At 63.1% G+C, this 25,164-nt stretch carries 22 protein-coding genes and 1 tRNA gene; 14 read left to right on the top strand and 9 right to left on the bottom strand.

Going from position 1 to position 25,164, the window contains the following annotated elements; translation table 11 throughout:
* Positions 1-55: 55 nt before the first annotated feature.
* Positions 56-3,142, bottom strand: a complete 3,087-nt coding sequence (locus PVV74_RS05135; RefSeq protein ID WP_274592479.1) for a valine--tRNA ligase — start codon at positions 3,140-3,142, stop codon at positions 56-58.
* A 237-nt stretch (positions 3,143-3,379) separates the two neighbouring features.
* Here PVV74_RS05135 and PVV74_RS05130 point away from each other — a divergent pair, with 237 nt between their 5' ends.
* Positions 3,380-4,990: a hypothetical protein gene (locus tag PVV74_RS05130; RefSeq protein ID WP_274592478.1), complete on the top strand. Its 1,611-nt coding sequence runs from the start codon at positions 3,380-3,382 to the stop codon at positions 4,988-4,990.
* 40 nt (positions 4,991-5,030) lie between these two features.
* On the opposite strand, the gene PVV74_RS05125 is transcribed toward PVV74_RS05130, so the two are convergent.
* Positions 5,031-5,651 carry an HD domain-containing protein gene (locus tag PVV74_RS05125; RefSeq protein ID WP_274592477.1) on the bottom strand — a complete coding sequence of 207 codons (621 nt, stop codon included), beginning with the start codon at positions 5,649-5,651 and terminating at the stop codon, positions 5,031-5,033.
* A gap of 147 nt (positions 5,652-5,798) precedes the next feature.
* Here PVV74_RS05125 and PVV74_RS05120 point away from each other — a divergent pair, with 147 nt between their 5' ends.
* Positions 5,799-6,587 (top strand): inositol monophosphatase family protein, encoded by a 789-nt coding sequence (locus PVV74_RS05120; protein ID WP_274592476.1) that lies wholly within the window; start codon positions 5,799-5,801, stop codon positions 6,585-6,587.
* A gap of 97 nt (positions 6,588-6,684) precedes the next feature.
* Here the strand turns inward: PVV74_RS05120 and PVV74_RS05115 are convergent, their stop codons facing one another.
* The 3 genes from PVV74_RS05115 to putA form a co-directional block, all read right to left on the bottom strand.
* On the bottom strand, positions 6,685-7,059 hold the full coding sequence (locus PVV74_RS05115) for a GFA family protein (RefSeq protein ID WP_274592475.1): 375 nt from the start codon (positions 7,057-7,059) through the stop codon (positions 6,685-6,687).
* Positions 7,056-7,802 (bottom strand): rhomboid family intramembrane serine protease, encoded by a 747-nt coding sequence (locus PVV74_RS05110; protein ID WP_274592474.1) that lies wholly within the window; start codon positions 7,800-7,802, stop codon positions 7,056-7,058. The genes PVV74_RS05115 and PVV74_RS05110 overlap by 4 nt, the downstream gene beginning before the upstream one ends.
* 229 nt (positions 7,803-8,031) lie before the next feature.
* Positions 8,032-11,478, bottom strand: a complete 3,447-nt coding sequence (gene putA, locus PVV74_RS05105; protein WP_274592473.1) for a bifunctional proline dehydrogenase/L-glutamate gamma-semialdehyde dehydrogenase PutA — start codon at positions 11,476-11,478, stop codon at positions 8,032-8,034.
* A gap of 123 nt (positions 11,479-11,601) precedes the next feature.
* On the opposite strand from putA, the gene PVV74_RS05100 reads away from it, so the two are divergent.
* The 11 genes from PVV74_RS05100 (at position 11,602) to PVV74_RS05050 (ending at position 18,779) form a co-directional block, all read left to right on the top strand.
* Complete coding sequence (locus PVV74_RS05100) at positions 11,602-12,072, top strand: Lrp/AsnC family transcriptional regulator (RefSeq protein ID WP_274592472.1); 471 nt, start codon at positions 11,602-11,604, stop codon at positions 12,070-12,072.
* 53 nt (positions 12,073-12,125) lie between these two features.
* Positions 12,126-12,671 carry a tetratricopeptide repeat protein gene (locus tag PVV74_RS05095; RefSeq protein ID WP_274592471.1) on the top strand — a complete coding sequence of 182 codons (546 nt, stop codon included), beginning with the start codon at positions 12,126-12,128 and terminating at the stop codon, positions 12,669-12,671.
* Positions 12,672-12,704: 33 nt separating this feature from the next.
* Positions 12,705-12,790 (top strand) — tRNA-Leu (locus tag PVV74_RS05090).
* Positions 12,791-13,104: 314 nt separating this feature from the next.
* Positions 13,105-13,728, top strand: coding sequence for a CsgG/HfaB family protein (locus PVV74_RS05085; protein ID WP_274592470.1), 624 nt, complete (start codon positions 13,105-13,107; stop codon positions 13,726-13,728).
* A complete protein-coding gene (locus tag PVV74_RS05080; RefSeq protein WP_443217214.1) occupies positions 13,619-14,020 on the top strand; it encodes a CsgG/HfaB family protein in 402 nt (133 codons plus the stop codon). Before PVV74_RS05085 ends, PVV74_RS05080 begins: the two co-directional genes overlap by 110 nt.
* 157 nt (positions 14,021-14,177) lie before the next feature.
* Positions 14,178-15,449, top strand: a complete 1,272-nt coding sequence (locus PVV74_RS05075; protein ID WP_274592469.1) for a hypothetical protein — start codon at positions 14,178-14,180, stop codon at positions 15,447-15,449.
* A gap of 98 nt (positions 15,450-15,547) precedes the next feature.
* Positions 15,548-16,726: a hypothetical protein gene (locus PVV74_RS05070; protein WP_274592468.1), complete on the top strand. Its 1,179-nt coding sequence runs from the start codon at positions 15,548-15,550 to the stop codon at positions 16,724-16,726.
* Between the two features lie 73 nt (positions 16,727-16,799).
* On the top strand, positions 16,800-17,405 hold the full coding sequence (locus PVV74_RS05065; protein WP_274592467.1) for a hypothetical protein: 606 nt from the start codon (positions 16,800-16,802) through the stop codon (positions 17,403-17,405).
* A gap of 4 nt (positions 17,406-17,409) precedes the next feature.
* Positions 17,410-18,048: a hypothetical protein gene (locus PVV74_RS05060; RefSeq protein WP_274592466.1), complete on the top strand. Its 639-nt coding sequence runs from the start codon at positions 17,410-17,412 to the stop codon at positions 18,046-18,048.
* A gap of 56 nt (positions 18,049-18,104) precedes the next feature.
* Positions 18,105-18,470 (top strand): curli-like amyloid fiber formation chaperone CsgH, encoded by a 366-nt coding sequence (gene csgH / locus PVV74_RS05055; RefSeq protein ID WP_146049983.1) that lies wholly within the window; start codon positions 18,105-18,107, stop codon positions 18,468-18,470.
* Between the two features lie 174 nt (positions 18,471-18,644).
* Positions 18,645-18,779, top strand: a complete 135-nt coding sequence (locus tag PVV74_RS05050) for a hypothetical protein (protein WP_274592465.1) — start codon at positions 18,645-18,647, stop codon at positions 18,777-18,779.
* A 75-nt stretch (positions 18,780-18,854) separates the two neighbouring features.
* Here PVV74_RS05050 and metG read toward each other — a convergent pair whose 3' ends face one another.
* Together metG and PVV74_RS05040 are read right to left on the bottom strand one after the other, a co-directional pair.
* Positions 18,855-20,567 (bottom strand): methionine--tRNA ligase, encoded by a 1,713-nt coding sequence (gene metG / locus PVV74_RS05045; protein WP_274592464.1) that lies wholly within the window; start codon positions 20,565-20,567, stop codon positions 18,855-18,857.
* 71 nt (positions 20,568-20,638) lie between these two features.
* The gene (locus tag PVV74_RS05040) at positions 20,639-21,877 is read right to left on the bottom strand and encodes an MFS transporter (RefSeq protein ID WP_274592463.1); all 1,239 of its coding nucleotides are present in this window, start codon (positions 21,875-21,877) and stop codon (positions 20,639-20,641) included.
* Between the two features lie 218 nt (positions 21,878-22,095).
* Here PVV74_RS05040 and PVV74_RS05035 point away from each other — a divergent pair, with 218 nt between their 5' ends.
* Positions 22,096-23,361, top strand: coding sequence for an aminotransferase class V-fold PLP-dependent enzyme (locus tag PVV74_RS05035; protein WP_274592462.1), 1,266 nt, complete (start codon positions 22,096-22,098; stop codon positions 23,359-23,361).
* On the opposite strand, the gene PVV74_RS05030 is transcribed toward PVV74_RS05035, so the two are convergent.
* Positions 23,349-23,870, bottom strand: a complete 522-nt coding sequence (locus PVV74_RS05030; RefSeq protein ID WP_170067147.1) for a hypothetical protein — start codon at positions 23,868-23,870, stop codon at positions 23,349-23,351. The genes PVV74_RS05035 and PVV74_RS05030 overlap by 13 nt on opposite strands.
* Complete coding sequence (locus PVV74_RS05025; protein ID WP_170067148.1) at positions 23,851-24,555, bottom strand: helix-turn-helix transcriptional regulator; 705 nt, start codon at positions 24,553-24,555, stop codon at positions 23,851-23,853. Before PVV74_RS05025 ends, PVV74_RS05030 begins: the two co-directional genes overlap by 20 nt.
* Between the last annotated feature and the right edge of the window lie 609 nt (positions 24,556-25,164).

Genomic DNA, 25,164 nt, shown 5'->3' with positions numbered 1-25,164 from the left:
GCCCGGGGCGGACGTGGCGTTATGAGTATTTTAAGCAAGAAAAAGCCGGGATTTGTCAGCCCAGTTCGGCCAGCCGGTCGAGGGCGGCGCGCAGCTTGCTTTCTTCCTCTTCCCGGGCGGCGAGATTTTCGCGCGCTTCCTCGACCACCTCTTCCGGGGCGCTTTCGACGAACTTGGGGTTGTTCAGCCGGCCGCGCAGGCCGCCCAGTTCCTTTTCCAGCTTTCCGAGGGTCTTTTCCAGCCGCGCCTTTTCCTCGGCCACGTCGATGACGTCGGCCAGGGGCAGGCCGAAGCTGGCGCCTTCGGCGGGGATGGTGATGCAGCCCTTGGGGAAGCTGTCGACGACTTCCAGCGCCTCGATCCGGGCAAGGCGCTTGATCATCGTGGCGTTGTTGTCCCAGGCAAGGCGCGCGGATTTCGAGAACTCGGTCACGAGGAGTGGCGTGTAGAGTCCCACGGGCACGTGCACTTGCGCGCGGGCGGAACGGACGGAGTCGATCAGGGCGATGACCCAGTTCATCTCGGCATCGGCCTCGGCGTCGATCAACTCGTCGCCATAGGTGGGCCAGTCGGCGTGGATCAGCATGCCTTCGCGCTTGGCCAGTGTGCCCCAGAGCTCTTCGGTGATGAAAGGCATGATGGGGTGCAGCAGGATCAGGCACTGGTCGATGACCCAGGCCATGGTGTCTTGCGTCTCACGCTTCACCTCGCCCGTGCCGTCGAGCAGGAGCGGCTTGGAGAATTCCACGTACCAGTCGCAGACCGTGCCCCAGACGAAGGCATAAAGCGTGTTGGCGGCATCGTTGAAGCGATACTGCGAAAGGGCCGTATCGACGAGCGCCTTGGTCTTGGCGGTTTCGCCGAGAATCCAACGGTTTACGGTCTGTTTCGGCTGCGGGATCGCGCCGGTGCTGCCGACCGCCTCGTTCATTTCGGCGAAACGGGCGGCGTTCCAGAGCTTGGTGCCGAAATTTCTATATCCTGCAATGCGTTGCGGCGACAACTTCAGGTCGCGGCCCATGGCCGCCATGGCCGTCAGGGTGAAGCGGACGGCGTCGGCGCCGTAATCGTCGATCAGTTCCAGCGGATCGAGCACATTGCCAAGCGACTTGGACATCTTCTTGCCCTTCTCGTCGCGCACCAGCGCGTGGACATAGACGTCCGAGAACGGCTTTTCGCCCACGACGGCGTATTGCATCATCATCATCCGGGCAACCCAGAAGAAGATGATGTCGAAGCCGGTGACCAACACGCTGGTGGGAAAGTATTTTTCCAGCTCGGGGGTCTTTTCGGGCCAGCCCAGTGTGCCGATGGGCCAGAGGCCCGACGAGAACCAGGTGTCGAGCACGTCGGGGTCGCGCCAGACCGGGTAGACGAGATGCGTCGGGTCCTGGCTGGCGGTGTAGTCGGCGAGGCTGGAGGCAAGCTGATGCAGGGCATCCTCGCGGTCCTTCGCCTCGACCACGGTCATGGATTGCAGGGGCGTGGGCAGGTCGGTGAGCTGCGCCGCGAAGGCTTGTGCGGTGGCCTCGAAATCGTGGCCGCATTCCATCAGAGGTGCGAAGTGGCTTTCGTTGAGAACGTCAAGCATTTCAACAAGATCGAGGGCCCCGTCGCCTTCGGCATCGCGGAAGTCCGGTGCGGCAAGGTCGAACCCGTACCAGACCGGAATCTGGTGCCCCCACCAGAGCTGGCGCGAGATGCACCACGGCTCGATGTTTTCCAGCCAGTTGAAATAGACCTTGCGGTCCTGCTCGGGCAGGATGGTGACCTCGCCGGATTTCACCGCCTCGATGGCGGGGCCGACGATCTTGTCGGTGGCGACGAACCACTGATCGGTCAGCATCGGCTCGATCACGACCTTCGAGCGGTCGCCAAAAGGCTGCATGATCGGCTTATTTTCCACAAGCGGCACGGTCTCGCCTTGATCATTTTCAACATTGACCGCGAGACCCTCGTCGGTGATCTGCCGGACGACCTTTTCGCGCGCCTCGAAGCGATCGAGGCCCCGCAGATCGTCGGGGACGAGGTTGATCGTGTCGGCCTCGGCCTCGGTCAGGGTGCGCTCACCCTTGGCGACGGCCATGGCGATCTCGGCCATCCTGGCATAGGCCGGGCCGTCGTCGCGCATCGCGCCCCTGGTGTCCATCAGGCGGTACATGGGGATGCCTCCACGCTGCGCCACGGCGTAGTCGTTGAAGTCATGCGCGCCGGTGATCTTGACCGCGCCCGATCCGAAATCGGGGTCCGGGTAATCGTCGGTGATGATCGGGATCAGGCGGCGGTGCTCTTTCGGACCAACGGGAATTTCGCAAAGTTTTCCGACGATTGGGGCGTACCGTTCATCTGACGGATGAACCGCGACCGCCCCGTCGCCCAGCATGGTTTCGGGGCGCGTGGTGGCGATGGAGATATAGTCGCGCTCTTCTTCGAGGGTGACATTCCCGTCTTCGTCGCGCTCGACATAGGTGTAGGTGGCCCCACCCGCCAGCGGGTACTTGAAGTGCCACATGTGGCCCGCGACCTCGGTATTCTCGACTTCGAGGTCGGAGATGGCGGTCTCGAAATGCGGGTCCCAGTTGACCAGCCGCTTGCCGCGATAAATGAGGCCCTTCTCGAACATGTCGACGAAGACCTTGATGACGGCGTCGTGGAAATTGCCCTCCTCGCCCTCGGGGGCCGAGGGGGCGCCGGACATGGTGAACGCCTCGCGCGACCAGTCACAGGAGGCGCCGAGGCGCTTCAGTTGCCCGATGATGGTGCCGCGCGACTTGATCTTCTGCTGCCAGACGCGCTTTTCGAACTCCTCACGGCCCATTTCCGTGCGCGTGGGCTCGCCATTCGCGGCCATGTCGCGCTCGGTTACCATCTGGGTGGCGATGCCGGCGTGGTCTGTGCCGGGCTGCCACAGCGTGTCGAAGCCGCGCATCCGGTGCCAGCGGATCAGGATGTCCTGCAACGTGTTGTTGAAGGCATGACCCATGTGCAGCGACCCCGTCACGTTCGGGGGCGGGATCATGATGGAATAGGTCTCGGCCCCTGGCTTGGCGTTGGCGCCGGCCTTGAAGGCCCCTGAGGTTTCCCAGGCTTCGGAGAGGCGCGGTTCGGCCTCGGCTGCGTTGAAGGTCTTTTCCATCGCCATGATGCGGGTCCCGTGATCGGAAAATGAGGTCTTGGCCGGAATACCCAAATGGCAGGGCGAGGGAAAGACGCGGGCGGCATTTTCTTGGGGTGCGGCGCGGCGGGGTTGGGCGGAACAATCTAAAGGTAAACAAAAAAATCAAAATAAACCTTAGCGGGAATCGCTGACTTACGTAAGGTAAGCCCATTGGTGCGAGTGACAGATGGGTTCATTTCAAGCAAACGAAGGGTTTTTCAGATGATGATACCGAGATTCACCGGACCGTCGGCCATTCTGGCCGCAGTTGCGGGACTGACGGCGCTGCCGGTTCAGGCGCAGGACGGGCCGAACGGATTGCAGAAATTCATGCTGTACCGCAGTTTCGTGCAGGATGCCGACACCTGCGCGGTCACGGTCGAGAACGGCACGGCCGCAATCGCCGGGATCAACGCGGTGTCGGGGGCGGCGACCTGTCCCGATGCCTTTGCATGGGCGCAGCTGATCAACGCGGTGGCCGCCGAGTTCTGGACCTGGGGGATCGACCAGACGATCTGGCCCGAGAGCCCGCTGCCGCTGTGCAGCGCGGAGGTGACCAGCAATTGCTGCGATCCCGACGCGGCGCCGGTGCAGGGGGATCAGCCGACTCAATGCCCGGTTTTCAGGGCGGATTATGATCCGATCAGCCCGCTGCCCGCGACGCCCAACGGCAAGCCGGCGCAAGGGGTGATCAATCACAGGGGCCTTGTGCCCGCCGACGAGATCGACCCCGGGCGGCTGCTGCGGGACCTGGAGCTGGAGCTGGTGTTCCGCAACAAGTCGATGACCGACTACATCTATCGAAACGACCTTTATTCCCGCGAGGGGCTGGGCGCGCGCAACCGGGCGCAGAACGCGGCGATCAAGGCGGGCGACATCGCGGGCGCGCATGCGCTGGAGGTGCGATTCCCGATCGACGCGGTGATGGTGAAGGCGGATTTCCTGCACCAGGATATCCTGATGGACCAGGGTCTTATCCAGGATATCGACGGCAGCGACGTGCCGAACAACCCTGATTATCCCTACCTGACCGTCTACCTGGACGGCGATGGCGGGGAGGAGCAAGTGCCGGGCTATTACTACATGCTGGCGATGACGAACGCATCGAAGGACCTGCCGACATGGCACTGGTACGCGATGGAGCATGTCGCCAACCAAGGGCGCTGTGATTACATCGGGTGCAATGACAGCTTTGGCTACGACGCGAACCCCACGGCGCAGGCGGGCGCGAATTTCGGCACCGGGTTCATCCCGCCGAAGATCGAGCTGAACGACGACAAGGTGACGGGGAATGACCCGCTGTTCGTGAGTGGCGAGGTCTATGACCCAGCCGAGACGGGCGAGGAGATCACGGCGGAGTTGCAGGCGCTGTTCCAGGAGATGGGCATCGCCACGGCAGCCACCGACCCGGACCCACGGACGATCAGCGCCGAGGATCCGGCGTGGAAGAACTATCGCCTCAAGGGCACCCAGACCTCGTTCACCACGGCGACGGGTCTCCCGACGGGCACCGGCGCCACGATCACCGAGGGCGGGTTCGTCAATTCGGCCAGCTGCACGACCTGCCATTCGCAGGCGGCGGCGGACGAGGACGGCACCTCGACCCTGGCCGGTGTGGGCGCGGGCTGGCGGCCCAACCTGCTGGGCTATCAGCAGGTGGAAATGGGCACGCCCAATCCCAGCTGGTTCTACGGCGTGGGCGGACCCACGGTGACGGCGACGCAGGTGGATTTCATCTGGGGCATCCTGAACGCTGCCTGCCAGGACCCGGCGGGCAGCCACGGGACCTGCACCAGCTATCCCGACGCGCCGACGATCGCATCGACGGACTAGCGCGCCAAGGTCGCGCCCCGGGTTTCGGGGCGCGACGGTTTCAGCCGCGTTCGGCGGCTCTCTCCGGATTGACCAGCGGTTCGCGCGCGCCGGGGCGGATGACGTCCGGGTCGTAGGGCGTGCGGGCGAAGACCTCTTCGACCATGGGCGCGAAAAACTCGAGCGGCAGGGTGTCGTAGCCGGGATCGAACGAGGCCTGGTCCCAGCGTTCGCAGAATTCGGCGCAGTCGTCGAAATAGGCGTGGCCGGCGTGGCGGTCGCGCTTGTTCGGATCGGCGCCGTCGAGGTGGTGGCCGTAGTATAGCATCTGGAAATCGCCATGGGTGGCGACGCACCATGTGACCTGTTCGCGCACGAAGGGTTTCAGGATCGTGGCGGCGTATTCGTCGTGATTGTAGGGCGCGTAAATGTCGCCGATATCGTGCAGTAGCGCGCCCACGACCCAGTCGATATCGGCCCCGTCGCGCCAGGCACGGGTGGCCGATTGCACCGAATGGCCCAGCCGGGTGATCTGGTAGCCTGACAGGCTTTCGTCCAGTTCGACCAGCGCCTTGAGCAGGCGCTGCGCGGTATGCTTGGTGTGGTCGATCTCGTGGGCGGTCAGGAATTCGTAATCTTCCCTGGTGCCGTCCTTCATCTGGGTGAAGCTGACCTTGTCCATTACGCCGGACCTCCTTTGCTTTTGCCGCCATGCTAGGCGCAGGGCGCGCGAGTGGAAAGGGGTGTCGCCGCGCGGGCGCTTGCGGCCTCTTGCGGTGCGCGACCGGCGCGCGTATACGCGCGGCCTGACCCCAAAGGAGCCCGAGACATGCCCGGCAGTGCCAATCTCAACATCATGCTGAAAGCCGCGCGCAAGGCGGGGCGGTCGCTGGTCAAGGATTTCCGCGAGGTCGAGAACCTGCAGGTCAGCATGAAGGGCGCGGGCGATTTCGTCAGCCGCGCCGACATCGCGGCCGAGGCGATCCTTAAAGAAGAGCTGATGGGCGCGCGGCCGACCTATGGCTGGCTGGCCGAAGAGGGCGGCGGCGAAGAGGGCAAGGACCCGACGCGGCGCTGGATCGTGGACCCGCTGGACGGGACGACGAATTTCCTGCACGGGCTGCCGCATTGGTGTGTTTCGATCGCGCTGGAGCACAAGGGGCAGGTCGTGGCGGGGGTCATTTTCGACGCCGCCAAGGACGAGATGTTCCTGGCCGAGAAGGGCGAGGGTGCGTTCATCAACGAAAAGCGTTTGCGGGTGTCGGGCCGGTCCAAGCTGATCGAGTCGATCTTTGCCACCGGCGTGCCCTTCGGCGGGCGCGGCGACCTGCCTGCGACGTTGCAGGATCTGGCGCGGTTGATGCCGACCTGCGCGGGCGTGCGGCGCTGGGGGTCGGCGGCGCTGGACATGGCCTATGTGGCGGCAGGCCGCTACGAAGGGTTCTGGGAGCGCAGGCTGAACGCCTGGGACATTGCGGCGGGTGTCATCATCGTGAAAGAGGCCGGCGGCTTCGTCGAGTCGCTGACACCCGGGGGCGACCTGTTGGAAGACGGGAACGTGGTCTGCGCCAACGAGGCGATTTTCGACAAGTTCGCCGGGATCATCCGCAACACCTGAGGCCGGTCTAGAGCGTTTCAGGGACACACTGGATCGCTTTTCACTGCCTCTTGAGAGGCAAAAAGCGATGCATGTTTCAGACTGACCCGGAAACGCCTTAGGTCTTTTTCGCGTCCGAGGGGTGGTTGACGCCGTCGTTCCACGGGATCGGCTCGTGCTCGGCGGGGTTCTGGCCGTCGATGCAGCCGAGATTGATGCCATACTCGGTTGGGTCCGAGCGGCGCTGGTGGTGCGTGTAGATCCCGCAGGTCTTGCAGAAATAGTGCTGCGCCGTGCCGGTGCCCCAGGTGTAGAGGCTGAGGTTGTCGGCGCCTTGGGTGATGGTGAGGCGGGACAGGGGCACGCTGATATTGGGGGCCGCGCGGCGACGGCAGTACGAACAGGTGCAGCGCATCGCGCCCTGGATGGGCCCGTCGATATCGACGGTGAAGCGCACGGCGCCGCAATGGCAACTGGCCGTGTGCAGGGTCATTTGCGTGTGACCTTGGGGATGTTCGTGCGGCTGAGCTTGTATTTCGCTTCCGGGTGTGGCGGATGGCCCTCGGTGCGGTCCCAATAGGCGGGGCCGCCGCGGCGCAGGAAGAGCGGCAGGGTCAGAATGAGCCCGGCCACGAAGCCGCCCGCATGGGCCCAGTAGGCCACGCCGCCATCATCCGCGCTGCTGCCGGCGCCGCCGAAAAGCTGGAAGAAGAACCAGAGGCCCAGCATGATCCAGGCCGGGACCGAGATGATGCGGATGATGAAGACGAGAAAGATGAAGATGTCGATCTTGGCCTTGGGGAACAGGAGCAGGTAGCCGCCCATCACCCCGGCGATGGCGCCCGAGGCGCCGACCGTGGGCACCTGGCTGAGCGGCGCCGAAACGAGTTGCGCGCCGCTGGCGGCAAGCCCGCAGGCGAGGTAGAAGAGGAGGTAGCCCACATGGCCGAATTCCTCTTCCATGTTGTTCCCGAAGATCCACAAAAACAGCATGTTGCCGGCAAGGTGCATCCAGCCGCCGTGCAGGAAGGTGGAGGTGATCAGCGTGCTGTAAGTGCCTTCGCTGGTGACCCGCGCCGGGACCATCGCCCAGTCGTAATAGAACACCATCAACGCGCGCGGATCGCCCGAGAGCGCGGGGAAGTAACTGAGGAAGATCCCGATATTGAGGATCATCAGCCCGTAGGTGACGAATGGGATACGCCCCGAGGGGTTATGGTCGCGTATGGGGATCATTGACGCAAGGTGGCCGCGCGCCGCGGGAAGGTCAAGCGCGCGCGTGCGGCCGGGCGGGCAGAATTTGCGCAAATTCTGATTTGGAAAATTTGTATTTTCCAATCCATTTTCTGCGCAGAAAATGGGCGCGGTGGTCTTGGCGAGGTGTCATACGTCATATCCCGCGCCCGTGGCGGGCGGCGGGATATGAGTATTTTCAGCAAGAAAAAGCCGGGGCGCCGGCCTTTGCTCAAGCGACGCCGCCCAGAAGGGCCGCATTGCCGCCTGCCGCCGTGGTGTCGACGCAGACATGGCGTTCGCCCATGACGTGGCCGGTATCGGGCAGGCCGGTGATCAGCGGCAGGATCGGGCCATTGCGCTGGCTGAGCGCCGATGCATAGGCACGGGCCGTGTCGGCGTCACCCCACCAAAGCGCGCCGGAGAAGCCCGAGAGCGTGGTGAGGGCATCCGGCTCGACTTTGCCGGTGGCCCGCAGGGCGCGGCCGCCCAGGGCCTCGACGGCCTTGGCCTGCGCCTCGGCCATCTCCTTGGTCGGGCCGAGGCAGAGGAGCGGCGGGCGGGCGTGGGCCGTCAGGCGGTTGGATTCGCCGGTGGGGCCGGGCAGGACAATGGCCTCGACCGGGTCGGGCGTGTGGCCCTTGGCGGCCTTGTCGAGCGCGGATTGCACCGCCTTGGCGTCCATGTCTTTGTCCCAGGTGGCATCCGTGTGATCCGCCGGACGGGACGTGTAGCGCGCGAGGTAGTTGGGGCCGCCCGCCTTGGGGCCGGTGCCGGAAAGGCCTTCGCCGCCAAAGGGTTGGCTGCCGACGATGGCGCCGATCTGGTTGCGGTTGACGTAGATGTTGCCGGCGTGCACCGCCTCGGTCACGTGCTGGACGCGGTCGTCGATGCGGGTCATCAGGCCGAAGGTCAGGCCATAGCCGGTGCCGTTGATGGCGCCGATCACCTTGTCGAGGTTGCGCGACTTGAAGGTGGCCATGTGCAGGACGGGGCCGAAGATTTCGCGCTGCATGTCCTCGATCCCGTTCACCTTGATCAGCGTGGGCGCGATGAAGCAGCCGGAATTGGGCGAGGGGATCTCGTGGATGAGGCGCCCGTCGGCGCGGGCCTGTTCGATATGGGCGGCGATGCCGTCGCGGGCCTCGGTGTCGATCACGGGGCCGACATCGGTCGAGAGTGACCACGGTTTGCCCATGGAAAGCGCGTCCATCGCGCCGGTGAGCATTTCGGTAAAGCCTTCGGCCACGTCCTCTTGTACGTAGAGGCAGCGCAGGGCGGAGCAGCGTTGGCCCGCCGACTGGAAAGCGGATTCGACGATCGCCTGCACGGCCTGTTCGGGCAGGGCGGTGGAATCGACGATCATGGCGTTGAGCCCGCCGGTTTCGGCGATGAGCGGCGCGCCGGGGGCGAGGTTCTCGGCCATGGTGGCGCGGATCTTGAGCGCGGTTTCGGTGGAGCCGGTGAAGGCCACGCCGCCGATGCGGGCGTCAGACGTGAGCGCCGCGCCCACGTCGCCCGCGCCGGGCAGGAGTTGCACGGCGGTTTTCGGCACGCCGGCCTTGTGCATGAGCGAGATGGCGTAATGGGCGATCAGCGGAGTCTGCTCGGCCGGTTTGGCGAGCACGGCGTTGCCGGCAGCCAGGGCGGCGCTGATCTGGCCGGTGAAGATCGCCAGCGGGAAGTTCCACGGGCTGATGCAGGTGAAGGTGCCCACGGGCGGGTCCTGCGGCGCGTTGGCGGCGTAATAGCGCAGGAAGTCCACGGCCTCGCGCAGTTCGGCCACGGCGTCCATCGGGGTCTTGCCGGCCTCGCGGGCGAGGATGGCGAAGATCTCGCCGAATTTTTCCTCGTAGAGATCGGCGGCGGCGTTGAGGATTTTCGCGCGCTCCTCGATCGAGGCGTCCCAGGGCGCGGCCGAGGACAGCGCGGTTTCGATGTCGGCCTTGCTGGCCGTTGCGACGGTGCCGGGGCTGTCGGAAGGGTCGGCGGGGTTCGAGACCGCTTCGGGGTCTTCCGGGGCCGCCTTGCCCGCGATCAGCGGGGCTGCGTCCCACGTGGCGTTGGCGAAGGGGCCGCGGGCGGCCTCGATCACGTCGAGCGTCGGCTGGTGCTTGAGGTCGAAGCCCTTGGAATTGGGCCGTTCGGGCAGGAAGAGTTCCGGCCCGGTGGGCAGTTGTGGGCGGTCGTCCTTGTAGGCCTCGAACGGGTCGCGGGCGACGGTTTCGGGGGCGACGTCCTCGTCCACGATCTGATTGACGAAGCTGGAGTTGGCGCCGTTTTCCAGAAGGCGGCGCACCAGATAGGCCAAGAGGTCGCGGTGGGCGCCGACGGGGGCGTAGATGCGGCAGTTGGTGCCGTGGTCCTTCATGACGATGTTGTGCAGCGACTCGCCCATGCCGTGCAGGCGCTGGAATTCGAAGGTCTCGGGGCCTTTCTCCATCTCGCGTGCCATGTCGAGGATGGCGGCCACGGTATGGGCGTTGTGCGTGGCGAATTGCGGGTAGATGTGATCGGTCATCGACAGGAGCTTGCGCGCGTTGGCGATGTAGGAAATGTCGGTGGCCGGTTTGGAAGTGAAGACCGGAAAGCCGTCGATGCCTTCGACCTGGGCCTGCTTGATTTCGGTGTCCCAGTAGGCGCCTTTCACCAGGCGGACCATGATGCGGCGGTTCAGCTTTTGCGACAGGTCATGCAGGTAGTCGAGCACATGGGAGGCGCGTTGCCCGTACGCCTGGACCACGACTCCGAAACCGTCCCATCCGGCGAGCGATGGCTCGGAGAGCGTGGCCTCGATCACCTCGAGCGAGAGCGACAGGCGGTCGGCTTCCTCGGCGTCGATGTTGAGGCCCATGCGGGCGGATTTCGCGAGGATGGCGAGCGAGCGCAGGCGGGGCATCAGCACGTCCATGACCTGATGCTGCTGCGCGACCTCGTAGCGGGGGTGCAGGGCCGAGAGCTTGACCGAGATGCCGGGGTTCTTGCGAATTTCCTTGTGCGTGCAGGCATTGGAAATGGCGCTGATCGCGCGGGAGTAGGCAAGGTGATAGCGGATGGCGTCGGCGTCGGTGCGCGCGGCCTCACCCAGCATGTCGTAGGAGTAGGTGTAGCCCTTCTTCTCCATCTTCGCGGCGCGGTCCATGGCGGACTCGATGGTCTCGCCCAGCACGAACTGGCGGCCCATTTCGCGCATGGCGCGGCCGACGGCGGTGCGGATGACGGGCTCGCCCAGGCGGCGGATGGCGCCGCGCAGGTGGCCGACGGGGCCCGGATTGTCGTCCTTCAGCACCTTGCCGGTCAGCATCAGTGCCCAGGTCGAGGCGTTGACTAGCGGCGAGGTGGAATGGCCCATGTGCTTGCCCCAGTCCGACGGCGCGATCTTGTCCTCGATCAGGGCGTCGATCGTGTCGGCGTCGGGCACGCGCAGGAGCGCTTCGGCCAGGCACATCAGCGCGATGCCCTCGTCGGTGGAAAGACCGTATTCGGCGAGGAACACCTCCATCAGCCCCGGGTCCGACTGGTTGCGGATGCGGCGCACGAGGTCGGCGCCGGATTTCGAGATGCGCACGCGGTCCTCTTCCGACAGGCCCGCCACCTCGGTCAGGCGGGCGACGGTTTCGGCCTCTTCGGCATAGGTGGTCTGGTCGATCACACGGCGCAGGTCGGAATCGTAGGGCATTGCGGTCCTCTTGCTGGGGAGTGGCGGTTTGGACTAGTGTATCACTGTATTTCTGATCTGATTTCCCGATTGGTGTGGTTGCGCGGGATAAACGGACGGTAATTCACCGGGAGGACAAGTCAAATGGATGCAAGCGAGCTGGATCAGTTCGACAAGGCGATTCTTCGCGTGCTGGTTGCGGAGGGGCGGATCAGCATCACCGAACTGGCCGGGCGGATCGGCTTGTCGAAGTCGCCGACACAGGCGCGGCTGCGCAAGCTGGAGCGGGACGGCGTGATCTCGGGGTACCGGGCGCTGGTGGACCCGATCCGGCTGGGGCTGGACCACGTGAGTTTCGTGGAGGTCAGTCTGACCGATACGCGGGAAAGCGCGCTGGCGGAGTTCAACGCGGCGGTGAAGCGGATCCCCGAGATCGAACAGGTGCATCTGATCGCGGGGAATTTCGATTACCTGATGAAGATCCGGACACAGGACATGCAGGACTATCGCCGGGTGCTGGCCGAACAGATCAGCACCTTGCCGCATGTGTCGAAAACCTCGACCTACGTGGCGATGGAGGCGGTGAAGGAAAACGCGTTGTCCGAGGTGTTCTGAACCGGGCGGATTTGCGCGTTGATTTCGCGGGCGCGGGGCGCATCATTGATCCCATGAGACATTTGCTGATTGCCTGCGTGCTGGCCGGTCCGACCTGGGCCGAGACCTGTCCGGACGCGCCCGACCATGGGGCGGAGCTGTCGCGGCTGATCGAGGCGGCGCAGGATGCACCGGACGAGGCGGCGGGGCGGGCGCTGTCGGACGAGATGTGGGCGCTTTGGGCCGAGGCGCCGGACGATAAGGCGCAAGGGCTTCTGGACGAGGCAATGGCGCGGCGCGAGGCGTATGACTATGACGCGGCGATGGCGGCGGCGGAGGCGCTGGTGGCCTATTGTCCGGACTATGCCGAAGGGTACAACCAGCGGGCCTTTATCCATTTCCTGCGGCAAGATTTCGAGGCGGCGCTGCCCGATCTGGAGCGGACACTGGAATTGCAGCCGCGCCATGTAGCGGCGCGGACCGGACAGGCGCTGACCCTGCACGCCCTGGGCCGGCCGGGTGAGGCGGCGTTGGCGTTGCGAGAGGCGCTGCAGATGAATCCGTGGCTGGGCGAACGACATTTGCTGCCGGTGCTGGAACAAAGCGAAGAAGAGTTGTGATCGCGACGCCTGCACGCTACGACGGGAACCTGAGCCCGCGTGGTGGAATGGTAGACACAGGAGACTTAAAATCTCCAGGCCGAAAGGCCGTGCCGGTTCGAGTCCGGCCGCGGGTACCACCTTGATGTTATTTGAAAAAACTCTTTGCTAAAAATGCCTTGGCTAGAGGGGTTGTGGGGAGTGTCTCTATAGCTTTCACCTGGCGGAATGTGGGCCAGCCGATCAACGTATGCGGAACCGAGCTTTGGCGCAGCATGATTGCGGCATGGCGCAACGACTCCAAGCATCACCGCCCGCACAAGAGCCTCGACGGTTCCAGCACAGAGATCGTGCTGCCCGTTGTACAGACCGCGCTGAATTGATGAAGTTAAAGGGCGAATTTGAAAGTATGCTGGGTAAGGCGAAAGTTGTTCTCGCTAACGGATGTCTCATCATGATGGCGCTCTTGGCATCGGGTTGCACCTCCTTCCAGGAGTTGGGTCGTGAAGAGCCGACGCTGCCGCAGATCACTGCCACGCGCAGCACACTGCTCGATATGCCGCCGCCGGCCAACCGCGTTGACATCGCCGTCTACGATTTCGAGGATCAGACAGGTCAGTTCAAGCCGTCCGATACCGTGCAGACACTGTCGAAGGCCGTGTCGCAAGGCGGGGGCGCCGTCCTGATGAAAGCTCTGCGCGATACTGGCAACGGGAACTGGTTCCGCGTCGTCGAGCGCAGCAACCTCGACAACCTTTTGCAGGAGCGTCGCATCATCCAGGAGATGCGTCAGATCTATCTGAAAGAGAAGGAAATCAACCCCAAGGCTTTGCCGCCCATGCTGTTTGCGGGCGTGATCCTGGAAGGCGGGGTCGTGGGCTATGACACCAACGTTCTGACCGGGGGGGGCCGGCGCCGCGTTGCTTGGCATCGGGGCAAGTGGAGAATACCGCAAGGACACGATCAGCGTGAACCTGCGCACCGTCAGCGTGAAGACCGGCGAAGTGCTGGCCTCGGTTGTGGTGCAGAAATCGATCCTTTCCACAAGCGTTGGCGCAAGCGTTTTCCGCTATATTGATGCGGACGAGATCCTGGAACTCGAGGCCGGGGTAACTTCGAACGAACCGGGCTTTGTCGCATTCAGGCGTGCGATCGAGTTGGCTGTTTTCTCGCTGATCCTGGAAATGGCTCACAGGGATTACTGGACATTCAAGAACCCCCGCGCGGGTCAGCGTTTGATAAGACAATATTTGGAGAACGACGGACGGATCAGACCCTCTGCCGTCACAGATCAAGAATACAGCGGCCTACGAACGCCGCTAGAAAAATCGGGCGCTACATCGACGCCTGACAATAAAAAAATAACCTGAGCAGAGATGAATGTCGTCCCGACAGGGGCGAAACGAGGAGGCGTGGCGTCCGCTTGGCTGGACACCTGAGACACCACGCCTTGATTAGAGGTCGCATTTCGCGACCACCAACCCGGCACCAAAGGTACCTTTGGTGCTTTTAGAGGAGGTTTACCTCATGAAAAAGCACTTTATCACAAGTGTATCCCTGCTTGCGCTGACTTTTGCTGGCCAGGCATTCGCAAATGACAGCACGATCGACCAGATCGGCCTCTCGAACACCGCAAATGTCGACCAGACCGGCGGCAACGAAGGCGTCTCGGCCATCTCGCAGGACGGCAGCGGCAACCTTGCCGAGGTGACCCAGTCCGAAGATCCGAACGGCATTCCCGGCTTTCAGATTCCGACCAACATGGCGACGATCAACCAGCTGGGTGGCAACGCCCGCGCCCGGATCGAACAGTCGAACCCGGACCAGCCGAACTCGCCGACCAACACGGCGTCGATCGACCAGAACTCGAACGGTACGCAGCAAGTTCCGCCGGATGGCATCCCCTCGGGCTTCAGCCTGAACGGCCGCATCATCCAGGACGGCTCTGGCAACGACTCGAGCATCGTGCAGTCGGGCAATCCGAACCAGTCGCCGGGCGACGGTGCCGGCTCGGGCGTGACCGCGCGCAACGACCAGATCGGTCAGGACAACACCTCGACCGTGTTGCAGAACGTGTTTGACCAAGATGCCAACCCGTTCACCGATGCCAACGTGTATCAAGACGGTGTCGGCAACGCGTCCAACGTGCAGCAGCGTGGCTCGGCCGCACTGGTTGACGTGTTCCAGATGGGTGAAGGCAACTTCTCGGACGTCTCGCAAGGACCGAACCGTGAAATGACCGCCTCGGTCACCCAGAACGGTGACAACAACAGCAGCGAGATCACCCAACGCGCGCTCGCCGTCACCGCTACGGTCGAGCAAACCGGCACGGGGGATAGCTCGACCATCGATCAACTCGGGCAGAGCCGTTTTTCCACCGCGACCGTCACGCAGAGCGGAACGGGCAACACCAGCGATGTCGAACAGACCAACACCAGCTCCATGGCGTCGGTCACACAAAGCGGCACCAGCGGCATGAGCACCATCAACCAGTCTGATGGCGAGGGTGCTGAGGCGACGCTCACGCAGTCCGGTACGGGTAACCTGAGCACGATCATGCAGCAGGGTGATTTCCAAACCGCGATGGTCGATCAGTCGGGCAACATGAACGAAAGCATGATTACCCAGTCCGACGCGAACCAGATGGCAAGCGTCACGCAAGCCAGCGATGACAACTGGAGCTCGATCGCGCAATCGGGTGACGGGAACACGGCCACCGTCAGCCAGATGGTGACCAGCGGCAACATGTCGAACATCACGCAGACGGGTACCGGCAACACGGCTACGGTCAGCCAATAAGTTGATCAAACGCATCCCGCACGGGCAATCGCGCGGGGTGCTCATCAATCCTTTTTCAATGGAACAGAAAAATGAAAAACCTTCTTCTGACCTCGGCCATGACCATCGCCTTCACGGCGCCGGCCTTTGCCAATGACAGCACCATCGAACAGATCGGTGCGACCAATACCTCTACCGTCACCCAGACAGGTGGCACCGGTGGCTCTTCCACCATTTTCCAGAACGGTGACAATGACGTCGCCGACGTGACCCAGTCCGACGGCGGCGGATCCGGCACCAACATCGCAGACATCGACCAGCTTGAAGGCTCGGGCACCCAGACCGCGTCGATCACGCAAGACAATGCGGCGAATGGCGCTGCGAACACTGCGTCGATCCTTCAGGACTCGACCCAAGGCGGCAACGCCGCTAGCATCGGCCAAAGCGGCTCGGCCAACACGGCCAGGGCTCAGCAGGGTCCGGGCGGGGCGGAAAACTGCACTGTATTTGGTGGCTGCTCGGATACCACGCCGCTTGATATCACCAACAGCATGGCGTCAATCGATCAGGATGGTGTCGGCAACACCGCAACGACCAACCAGATCGTTGGTTCGAACGGTGGCGACAACAACCTGGCTGCGGTCGCACAGGACGGCACGGACAACGAGGCGACGGTTGCACAAGGCACCGGCGCCTTGAATGCTTCTGGTATTTTCTCTGCGAGCATTCCCAATCCTGCCTCGAACGACAACCTGGCTGACATTTCGCAGTCCGGCGAGCGGAACGTGGCCAATATAGGTCAGGGCGGCGAGTCGGGTTTTGCGGCGAGCGTTCAGTCGGGCGCCGACAACGCATCGACGATCACCCAATCGGGCGGCCTGCCTGGGCTGGGCAATACTGCGAACGTCACGCAAGATGGCGAGCGCAATACCAGCACGGTCACGCAGTCATCGGCAAATGGCGATCTGCCTGCCGTGCCCTCTGGCGCAACCGCGAACGTCACCCAGCTGGGCGACGACAACATGAGCACGATCAACCAGGCGCCGCTTGGCGGTCACCTGGCGACCGTGATGCAGACGGGCGACGGGCATTCGAGCCTGATCAGCCAGGACGGCTTGATCAATGTCGCCTCGGTGACTCAGGGCATGTCGGATAACACCAGCGAAATCGCGCAGACCGGTCCGAGCATCGTCGGTCCGCTGGGCAATACCGCGACGGTCAACCAGACCGCTACGGCCGGCAACTTCTCGGGCATCACGCAACAGGGCATCGGCAACAGCTCGAATGTGATGCAGTAACCTGCGCAGATGTGCTAAACTCACGCTGTCAGGCCTTCGGGCCTGGCGGTACCTTGCAGCAAGGTAGGACACCATGACCCGAACGACATACCTGTGCGCCGCCTGTCTTTTCCTGTGGCCAAATCTGGCCTTCGCCCAGGATAACCTCGACCAGATCAACCTGTCGGGAGAGGTGACGATTGACCAGATCGGCACGGACAACTTGGCGGAGGTGACCACGGATAGTGGCTCGAGCGTTCTGGCCATCGATCAGCGCGGTGAGGATCAAAGTGCTCTTATCCGCCTGAGCGGTTCGAACAACCAGGGTAACATCGCACAAAGCGGTTTTGGCAACATTGCCGAAGTGCTGATCAACGGCACCGTCAACTCGTTTAGCATCAGCCAGTCCTCGACGAACAACCCGGTCTCGGATCGCAACGAGGCGACGCTGTCACAGGTCGGATTGAATAACGTGGCGTTCCAGACCCAGATCGGCGAGAACAACGCGATGACCCTTCGGCAGAATGGCGCGGACAACAGCGCGGACATGCTGCAGGAAGGGCAGAACAACATTATGGAACTCAATCAGTTTGACAGCAACAATGTTGCAAACCTTCAGCAATACGGCAACGGCGCGCCTCCGATTATCGTGACCCAGACCGGCGGCATGGTCGCGAATATTACACAGACGGGGAATTGAAACCGTGCGCGGTCTTCTGACAGCGCACATGATGTTTTGGCTGACCGCGGGTGGGGGGATCGCTCAGGATCTTCCGGAACTGTCCCAAGATCTTTCGTCGATAGATCAAGTCCCCGAGGTCGTACCCAACCCTGAACTCTCCTCGGATCCGGCAGGTGAAAACGATGTTCCTGGGCAGTACATTGCGCAGGAAATCGAGGCGGCGCAGCCGTACGGCCAAGCGGAAATCGATCCAGCCAGCGCATCCGATTCCGCGGAGGAGACCGACATTCTAGTAATGACACCTGGTGCGCCGGAAGCCGACCCATCCGAGGCGACAGCCAACAACGCTCGGTCAGACACTGTCGGTTCGGATACAAACGCGGAGGAGGAGGCAGCATTCGAAGACGCATTGGACGCCGCTATAAGCGCGTGGGAGGCTGAGCAAGCGGAGCAGGCGCGCGCGTCGTCGCGGGCGCCCGCGACGGCACCTGCGACAGACGATAGCGAATGCGAAGAACAGTCAGGCGCAACCTTGTCGACCAACGCCAAATGTCCTCTCACGACTTACCGTTCTCCGCGCCCTGGCTCAGAAAACAGTGACGGAATAATCGTGACCAAGGACGATGGCGTCTACCTGCAGGTGAAGCCAGGAAGCCAATAGATGACGAACTTAGGCCAAGCCTGATATCGGGCATCGCCTATCCAAGGAGAAAGTCAATGAAAAGACATTTTTTTACCTTACCGATCCTGCTTGCGTGGCCAATGGTTTGCGGTGCTGAAGAGCAAAGGCAGGCATGGATCGAACTGTCTGAAGTCGAGGGTTTGGTCCAGATCGAAGTGTTCTCTCATCTAGAGGAGGGCATGAGCGGCAAGTACACCCTCGAGGTCGTGAAGGAAGGTCCGAGCGGTAGGTCGGTCAACAAACAGGGCGGCAACGTGCCGAGTTCGGATGGGACGGCGGTCGGACCGCTGTCGATTTCGCGCGTTTCCGTGGAGCCGACTGCGACTCTGCAGGTCACACTCAATGTGACAGACGCATCGGGATTAACTTATCAGGACACAAAATCTGTGGCTGGGGATTAGTTGCCTGCGACCTGAGCATAAAGGCCGCTGAGGAGGTCCTTTCCGCGCTTCAAAAAAGGTTTGACATAAGCCGACGACATCAACGGAACATCCCGCCTGACCCAATCGGACGAGGCGGTCCGAAAGGTCGCCGACCGCGTCCGGGAGCCGCCGGTCGGCGATGGCGAGGCCGAGTTGCAGGCCGCGTACGCGCATCTGTCCCAAGGTTTTGGCAACTGGAAGCGCAAGCGGCCTAAAATAAAGGTCGTACCGCGGCTGGAGGCGAAACAGTCCTTCGTGCTGCCGGAACGTTTCGTCGGCCTGTTCTGAGCGGGCGGGGCGTGATGCCAAAAGCTTTGAGAAAGCTTTTGGCAAATCTTTTCAGAAAAGATTTGGCCCTGGGCGTCAGGTGCGGGTGCCGGCGAAGCGCGCGGCCCATTCCTCGCGCTGGTCGTCGGTGATCTTGGCGAAGAGCACGTCCGGTACGGTGAAGGCGTGGCCGGGTTCCAGGCTTTCCAGCGCCGTGTGCACGTCGTCGGGCCAGTGGCAATCGTCGGTTTGCATGGCTTGCAGCATCGCGGCGGAGGCGTCGGGGATGAAGGGGGCCGAGAGCACCGCGTAAAGGCGGATGAGGTTGAGTGCGAGGCGGATCTGCATGGCGGCGCGGTCGGGGTCTTCCTTGAAGGTCGACCACGGCGCGGCGGTTTGCAGGTACTCGTTGCCCGCGACCCAGATGGCGCGCAACTCGGTGGCCGATTTGCGCACCTCGATGGCTTCCATGTGCGCCTCGTAGGCGCGGATGCGGGTGGTGAGCGTGTCGATCAACGCGGTCTCATCCGGGCCGTAGCTGCCCGCCTCGGGGACCTCTTCGCCGAACTTGGAGCGGCAGAACTTGGTCACGCGGGAAACGAAATTGCCCAGCACGTCGGCGAGGTCCTTGTTGACGTTCGCCTGGAAGTTCTCCCAGGTGAATTCGGCGTCCGAGCTTTCGGGGGCGTGGGACAGGAGCCACCAGCGCCAGTAATCCGCCGGCAGGATGTCCAGCGCCTGGTCCATGAATACGCCGCGCCCGCGCGACGTGCTGAACTGGCCGCCGTCGTAGTTGAGGTAGTTGAACGACTTGATGTAGTCGACCAGCTTCCATGGCTCGCCCGACCCGAGGATCGTGACCGGGAAGCTGAGCGTGTGGAACGGCACGTTGTCCTTGCCCATGAACTGGGTGTAGCGGACATCCTCGGCGCCCTTGTCGGTGCGCCACCAGCGTTCCCAGTCGTCGCCCTTGCCCGCCTCGACCCATTCGGCGCCGCAGGCGATGTATTCGATGGGCGCGTCGAACCAGACGTAGAAGACCTTGCCTTCCATGCCCGGCCAAGGCGCGTCGCCGCGCTGAACCGGTACGCCCCAGTCGAGATCGCGGGTGATGCCGCGGTCCTGCAGGCCGTCGCCGTCATTGAGCCATTTCTTGGCGATGGAGGTGGTCAGCACCGGCCAGCCCTGCCGCGTGTCGATCCACTCTTCCAGCCGGTCCTTCATCTGGCTCTGGCGCAGGTAGAGGTGCTTGGTCTCGCGCATCTCGAGGTCGGTCGAGCCGGAAATGGTCGAATGCGGGTTGATCAGGTCGACGGGGTCGAGTTGCTTGGTGCAGTTGTCGCACTGGTCGCCGCGGGCACTCTCGAAACCGCAATTGGGGCAGGTGCCTTCGATATAGCGGTCTGGCAGGAAGCGGCCGTCGGCGTTGGAATAGACCTGTTTCTCGGTCACTTCCTCGATCAGGCCGGCTTCAAAGAGCTTGCCGGCGAAATGCTGGGTGAGCTTGCGGTTCTGCTCGGACGAGGAGCGGCCGAAATGGTCGAAACTGAGGCGGAAGCCCTGGCTCAGCTTGTCCTGTACCTCCCACATCTCGGCGCAATACTCGGCGACTGGTTTGCCCGCCTTGGCGGCGGCCAGTTCAGCGGGTGTGCCGTGTTCGTCGGTGGCGCAGAGGAACAGCACCTCGTGTCCCCGGCCGCGCAGGTAGCGGGCGTAGAGGTCGGCGGGCAGCTGGGAGCCGACGAGATTGCCGAGATGCTTGATCCCGTTGATGTAGGGGATCGCTGATGTGATCAGGTGGCGGGCCATTGCGAGACGTCCTTGGAGGTTTGGGCGTTCGTGTAACGCAATGGCGCGGCCTGTGCCAGAGGCGGTTGGCGTCAGGGATCGGTGCGCGTGTCATCCTCGCGTGCGGTGCGCGTGAGTCGTCCGATCAGGAAGGATGTGCGGGGCGACCAGACATAGCGGGTGCGGGTGCCCGCGCTGGGGCGGGCCACCATCCGCACGAGGCTGAAGACGATGAGGACGGCATGGGCGACAGCGATCATGACAAACATCGCCTGCGGGCCGAAGCGGTCGATCAGGGCGGAGGCCACGAAGGGCGCGGCGATGGCGCCGAGGGCAAAGAAGAACATCAGCGCCGCCGAGAGTTCCACGCGCTGTTCGGAGGTGGCGAAGTCGTTGGCGTGGGCGGCGGCGACGGAATAGATCGGGAAGGCGGTGAAGCTGAAGAAGAAGGCGGCGATCATGGCGCCGTTGGGCGAGACGGTCCCGGCCAGCGCGGTGACGATGCAGCACAGGATGGCGGCGACCGAGAGCCCGATCATGACGTGGCGGCGGTCGAACTTGTCGGCAAGCCAGCCCGCAGGGTACTGCGCCAGTGCCCCGCCGAGGACGAAGGCGGCAAGGAACCACGCGATCTGATCGAGTGCGAGGCCGACCTGCTGACCGTAGAGAGGCCCGACCATGCGGAAGGTCGCACTGGAGAGCGCCGCGACGATCACGGCGGCGGCGGCGAGTGGTGAGCATTCGACCGCCAGCATGGGGCGCAGGCGGGGGGCCTTGGGCGTTTCGGGCTGGCGCACGGTGGTCAGCGTCAGCGGCAGCAGCGAGGCGCAGCAGATGATGGCGAGCAGGTTGTAGGAGACGTAGGACGCAGGCTCGAGCACCGAGATCAGCATTTGCGCGACGAGCGAGGCGCCCATGTCGGCCACCCGGTAGATGCCCATGGTGCGTCCGCGCGTCTCGTTGGTGACCTTGGCTTGCAGCCATGCCTCGACCACCGTGTAGCACCCGGCGATGCAAAGGCCCGAGGCGACGCGCATCAGCGCCCAGGCGATGGGGTCGATGATGATCATGTGCATCAGAAGGCCGATGGCGCCTGCGGCGGTGAAGGCGGCGAAGGCACGGGAATGGCCGACCGAGCCCATCAGACGCGGCGCGAACCAGCAGCCGATGAAGAAACCGAAGAAATGCGCCGAGCCGAGAAAGCCGATTTCCTGGGTGGAGAAGTCGAGCGTGATGCCCGACAGGGCATCGAGCGGCGCCACGCCGCCGGTGGACAGCTGCAACAGGATGACCGATAGGAAAAGGGCCGCGAAGGAGATGATCATGCGCATGGGTGCAGATTGGCATGGCGCGGCGCGGATGTCCTGCCGCGTTTTCGACAGACCGGGGTCGTTTTCGGCGCATGCGGGCGGATGGCCTTCGTGACATGCTGCGGATGGGGCAAGTGCCTGATTTTGCCGCGTTCGTCGGCCGGGATGCAGGCGACTTGTGCGCGATGAGAGAATCCCGGCATATGGCGCAAAAGCCCGCCAGGAAGACAGGAGACGTCATGATCGAGCAAAACCCCGATCTTATCCACGCAATCCGCGACCGGTTCGCCCATGTGGACCGCTGCCCGTTTCAGGGCGAGCGGATATTCTTCGAGAACGCGGGCGGGGCTCTGACGCTGAAAAAGGTGGTGGAGACGTCAGGCTTCTATGCCGCGATCCCGGACAATCCGGGACGGGCGAATCCGGCAGGGCAGGGAACGCAGACTGTCATCGACAAGGCGAAGGCGGACCTGGCGGTGTTCATGAACGCATCCTCGGGGCAGTTCTTTGCGGGCGAAAGTGGCACGGAGCTGCTGTTTCGGATGATCCGGACGGCCTGTGTGAACGCGCCCGAGGGCTCCAAGGTGATCGGGTCGTCGATCGAGCATCCGGCATCGCGCAGCGCGGCGCGGCGCTGGGCCGAGGTGGCGGGGCTCACGTATGTCGAGGTGCCGCATGACGACGCGACAGGCATGGTCACGGCGGAGGCCTATGCCGAATGCATGACGCCGGATGTCGCGGTGGCGACCATCGTGCATGCGTCGCCGGTGACGGGGATGGGCATGGACGTGGCGGCGATTTCAACCGCGATCCGGGCGGTGGCGCCGGAGGCGGTGATCATCGTGGACGGCATCCAGCACGCGGCGCATGGGCAGCTGGATATCGACAGCTATCGCGTCGATGGCTATGCGATTTCGCCCTACAAGGTGTTTTCGCGCCACGGCTACGGGATCGGGTGGGTCTCGGACCGGCTGGCGGTGATGCCGCATGAGCGGCTGATCGGCTCGCCGGAAGACGCTTGGGAGTTCGGAACACGGGATGCGGGATCTTATGCCACCATCTCGGACGTGGTGGACTATTTCGACTGGCTGGGCGGCGAGGTTTCGGAGGAGATCGACCCTCGCCGCCGGATTGAGGCGGCGGGGCGGGCCATTCGCGCCTACGAGACGCACCTGACGAACGCGATGATCAACGGAACGGGCAACCTGCCCGGGCTGCGCGACATGGATCACGTCAGCATCTTGGGCGGGGCGGACAACCCGGCGCGCGAGGGGCTGGTGTCGGTGGTGGTCGCGGGCGTGCCGTCGGCCGAGGTGGTCGAGCGGCTGAACGCGCAGGGCATCCGCACGCATATCCGCAAGGACGATCATTACAGCGGCAACGTGCTGAAACCGCTGGGCCTGAGCGACTGTATCCGGATTTCGATGTGCCATTACAACACCGAGGCCGAGGTGGCGCGGTTGCTGACCGCGCTGCGCGAGGTCGGGGACAGTCAGAGCGGGTAACCGAAGGTCGCGACGGTTTGCCAGATGTCGAGGTTGAGCCGCCGCAGGCGGTCGATCGAGGCGTCGATCCGCGCGACCTCTTGTGCGTCCGCGACTTCCTGCTTGCCGACGAGGATGCGGTCCTTGCGGTCGGCGATGCGCATCATGATCGTATTGAGCGGCCCGCCATCGGGGTTGAAGGAATAGATGCAGTGGTTGAACTTGTTGCGCAGGGTGGCCTCCTTGCGGAACCGCGCGGTCAGTGAGAGCACCGCGTCGCGCTGGTCGGCCGGGGTGTGGCCCAGCTTGGCCAGCCTGTCGACAAGATCGAGCCGGGCGCTGGTGGTGTTGAGGGTCAGGAAGATGACCATCGCCACGTCCTTGTCGGTGTCGGCCAGCCCGGCAATGAGGTGGATCAACAGGCTTTCGGTGTTGGTCCAGTTGAAGTTGAGCTGGCCCACGCGCAGGAACATGTCGCGCAGTGCCTCTTCGTGCGCGGGCTGCGCCGGTTCAGAGCCTCGACGTGGCATAGAGCATCGCCGCCTCGGTGCGGTTATGGACGCCCAGCTTGGAAATGATGTGATGAATGTGCAGCTTGACGGTGTTTTCCGACAAGCCCAGCTGGGCCGCGATTACCTTGTTCTGTCGGCCGCGGGCGACATGTTCGAGCACCTCGATCTCGCGTCCTGTCAGCCGATCGAGCGCCGAGACGGCCGTGCCTTTGTCGGGCTTTGCCGGCGTCATGTCTTCGCCGCCGGCACGGGCGGGCGGATCGGTCGCCGTCAGCGTCGCCGACGTCAGCAGTTCGGGCGTCACGTAGGAATGCCCTGAAAGACAAAGCTTGAGCATCGAGATCCACGAGTCGAAATTCAGGTGCACCGGAAAGAAGCTGGACACGACAGTGGGATAGAGCGGGCTGGTGATCAGCGACCGGCTTTTGTCCGCATCGCCGTAGGCGCAGGCGATCTTCGCGCTGGATTGATTGCAGACCCAGGTTGCCAGATTTTCATCCAGCTTTTTCGCCGCAGATTGATCGAGCACGACGAGGCACAGACGATCCCGCCAGGACGGCAGCATCTCTACAAGCTGGTCCACGGAGTCGAAGCGTTTCACGGCGGTTCTGTCGATCTCGGCCTCGGTGACCCGGCAGAGCCTTTCGGAAAAGCTCTGATTGGCCGAAACCAATGCAATGACCGAATGCGTTTTGCGTTCCAATTTCAATAACTCTTTGGCGCGACCTTCGCGCGGTTCGGAAAAATGTTGCATGACAGTGCTCCCCCCGAAGTCGTCATCTTAAGGCACTGGTCGATAAATTTTTATCAACTGATCAAATGAAGAAAGTAATACGGCTAAACCTAGCACTATTGTCAGGCTGGCACAAATATTAGTCGAAAGAGCGCTTCGGCATATATCAATCGGTTTGTTTTCGGCCGTCGGTCTAGATCGTTTGAATGAGATCGGACGCCGCAGGACTACTCCGATTGTTGCGCAGGCACTGGACTGAATAGCCGGAACGGGCGAATCAATGCCATGCCAGACTTATGAAAACAAAAGAAAAAAATTGGAATCCAACTGGATTAACCAAGATTGACGGGTGTTTTCGACGTCCGATTCTCCCTCATCTTCGGTCGTGCACGACACCGTGCAGACAAGATCGGGGGATCCATCTTTAGCTGACGGACACGGCCGCACGGGGCGCCCGCAAATGTGGGACCGCATCTGCCCCATGCGCCATTGACCGGCACGCGAGACTGCCTCCGAAGAAAGGACAGGGTGAGGACCGGACCATTTCACGTCGTATAACGCGGGGCGTCCTAGACCGAG

It is taken from the genome of Roseovarius sp. SK2 (assembly GCF_028807495.1).
GTDB classification, from domain to species: Bacteria; Pseudomonadota; Alphaproteobacteria; order Rhodobacterales; family Rhodobacteraceae; genus Roseovarius; species Roseovarius confluentis.
The sequence above is the reverse complement of the archived record's forward strand: the minus strand, read 5'-3'. Positions and strand labels throughout refer to the sequence as shown.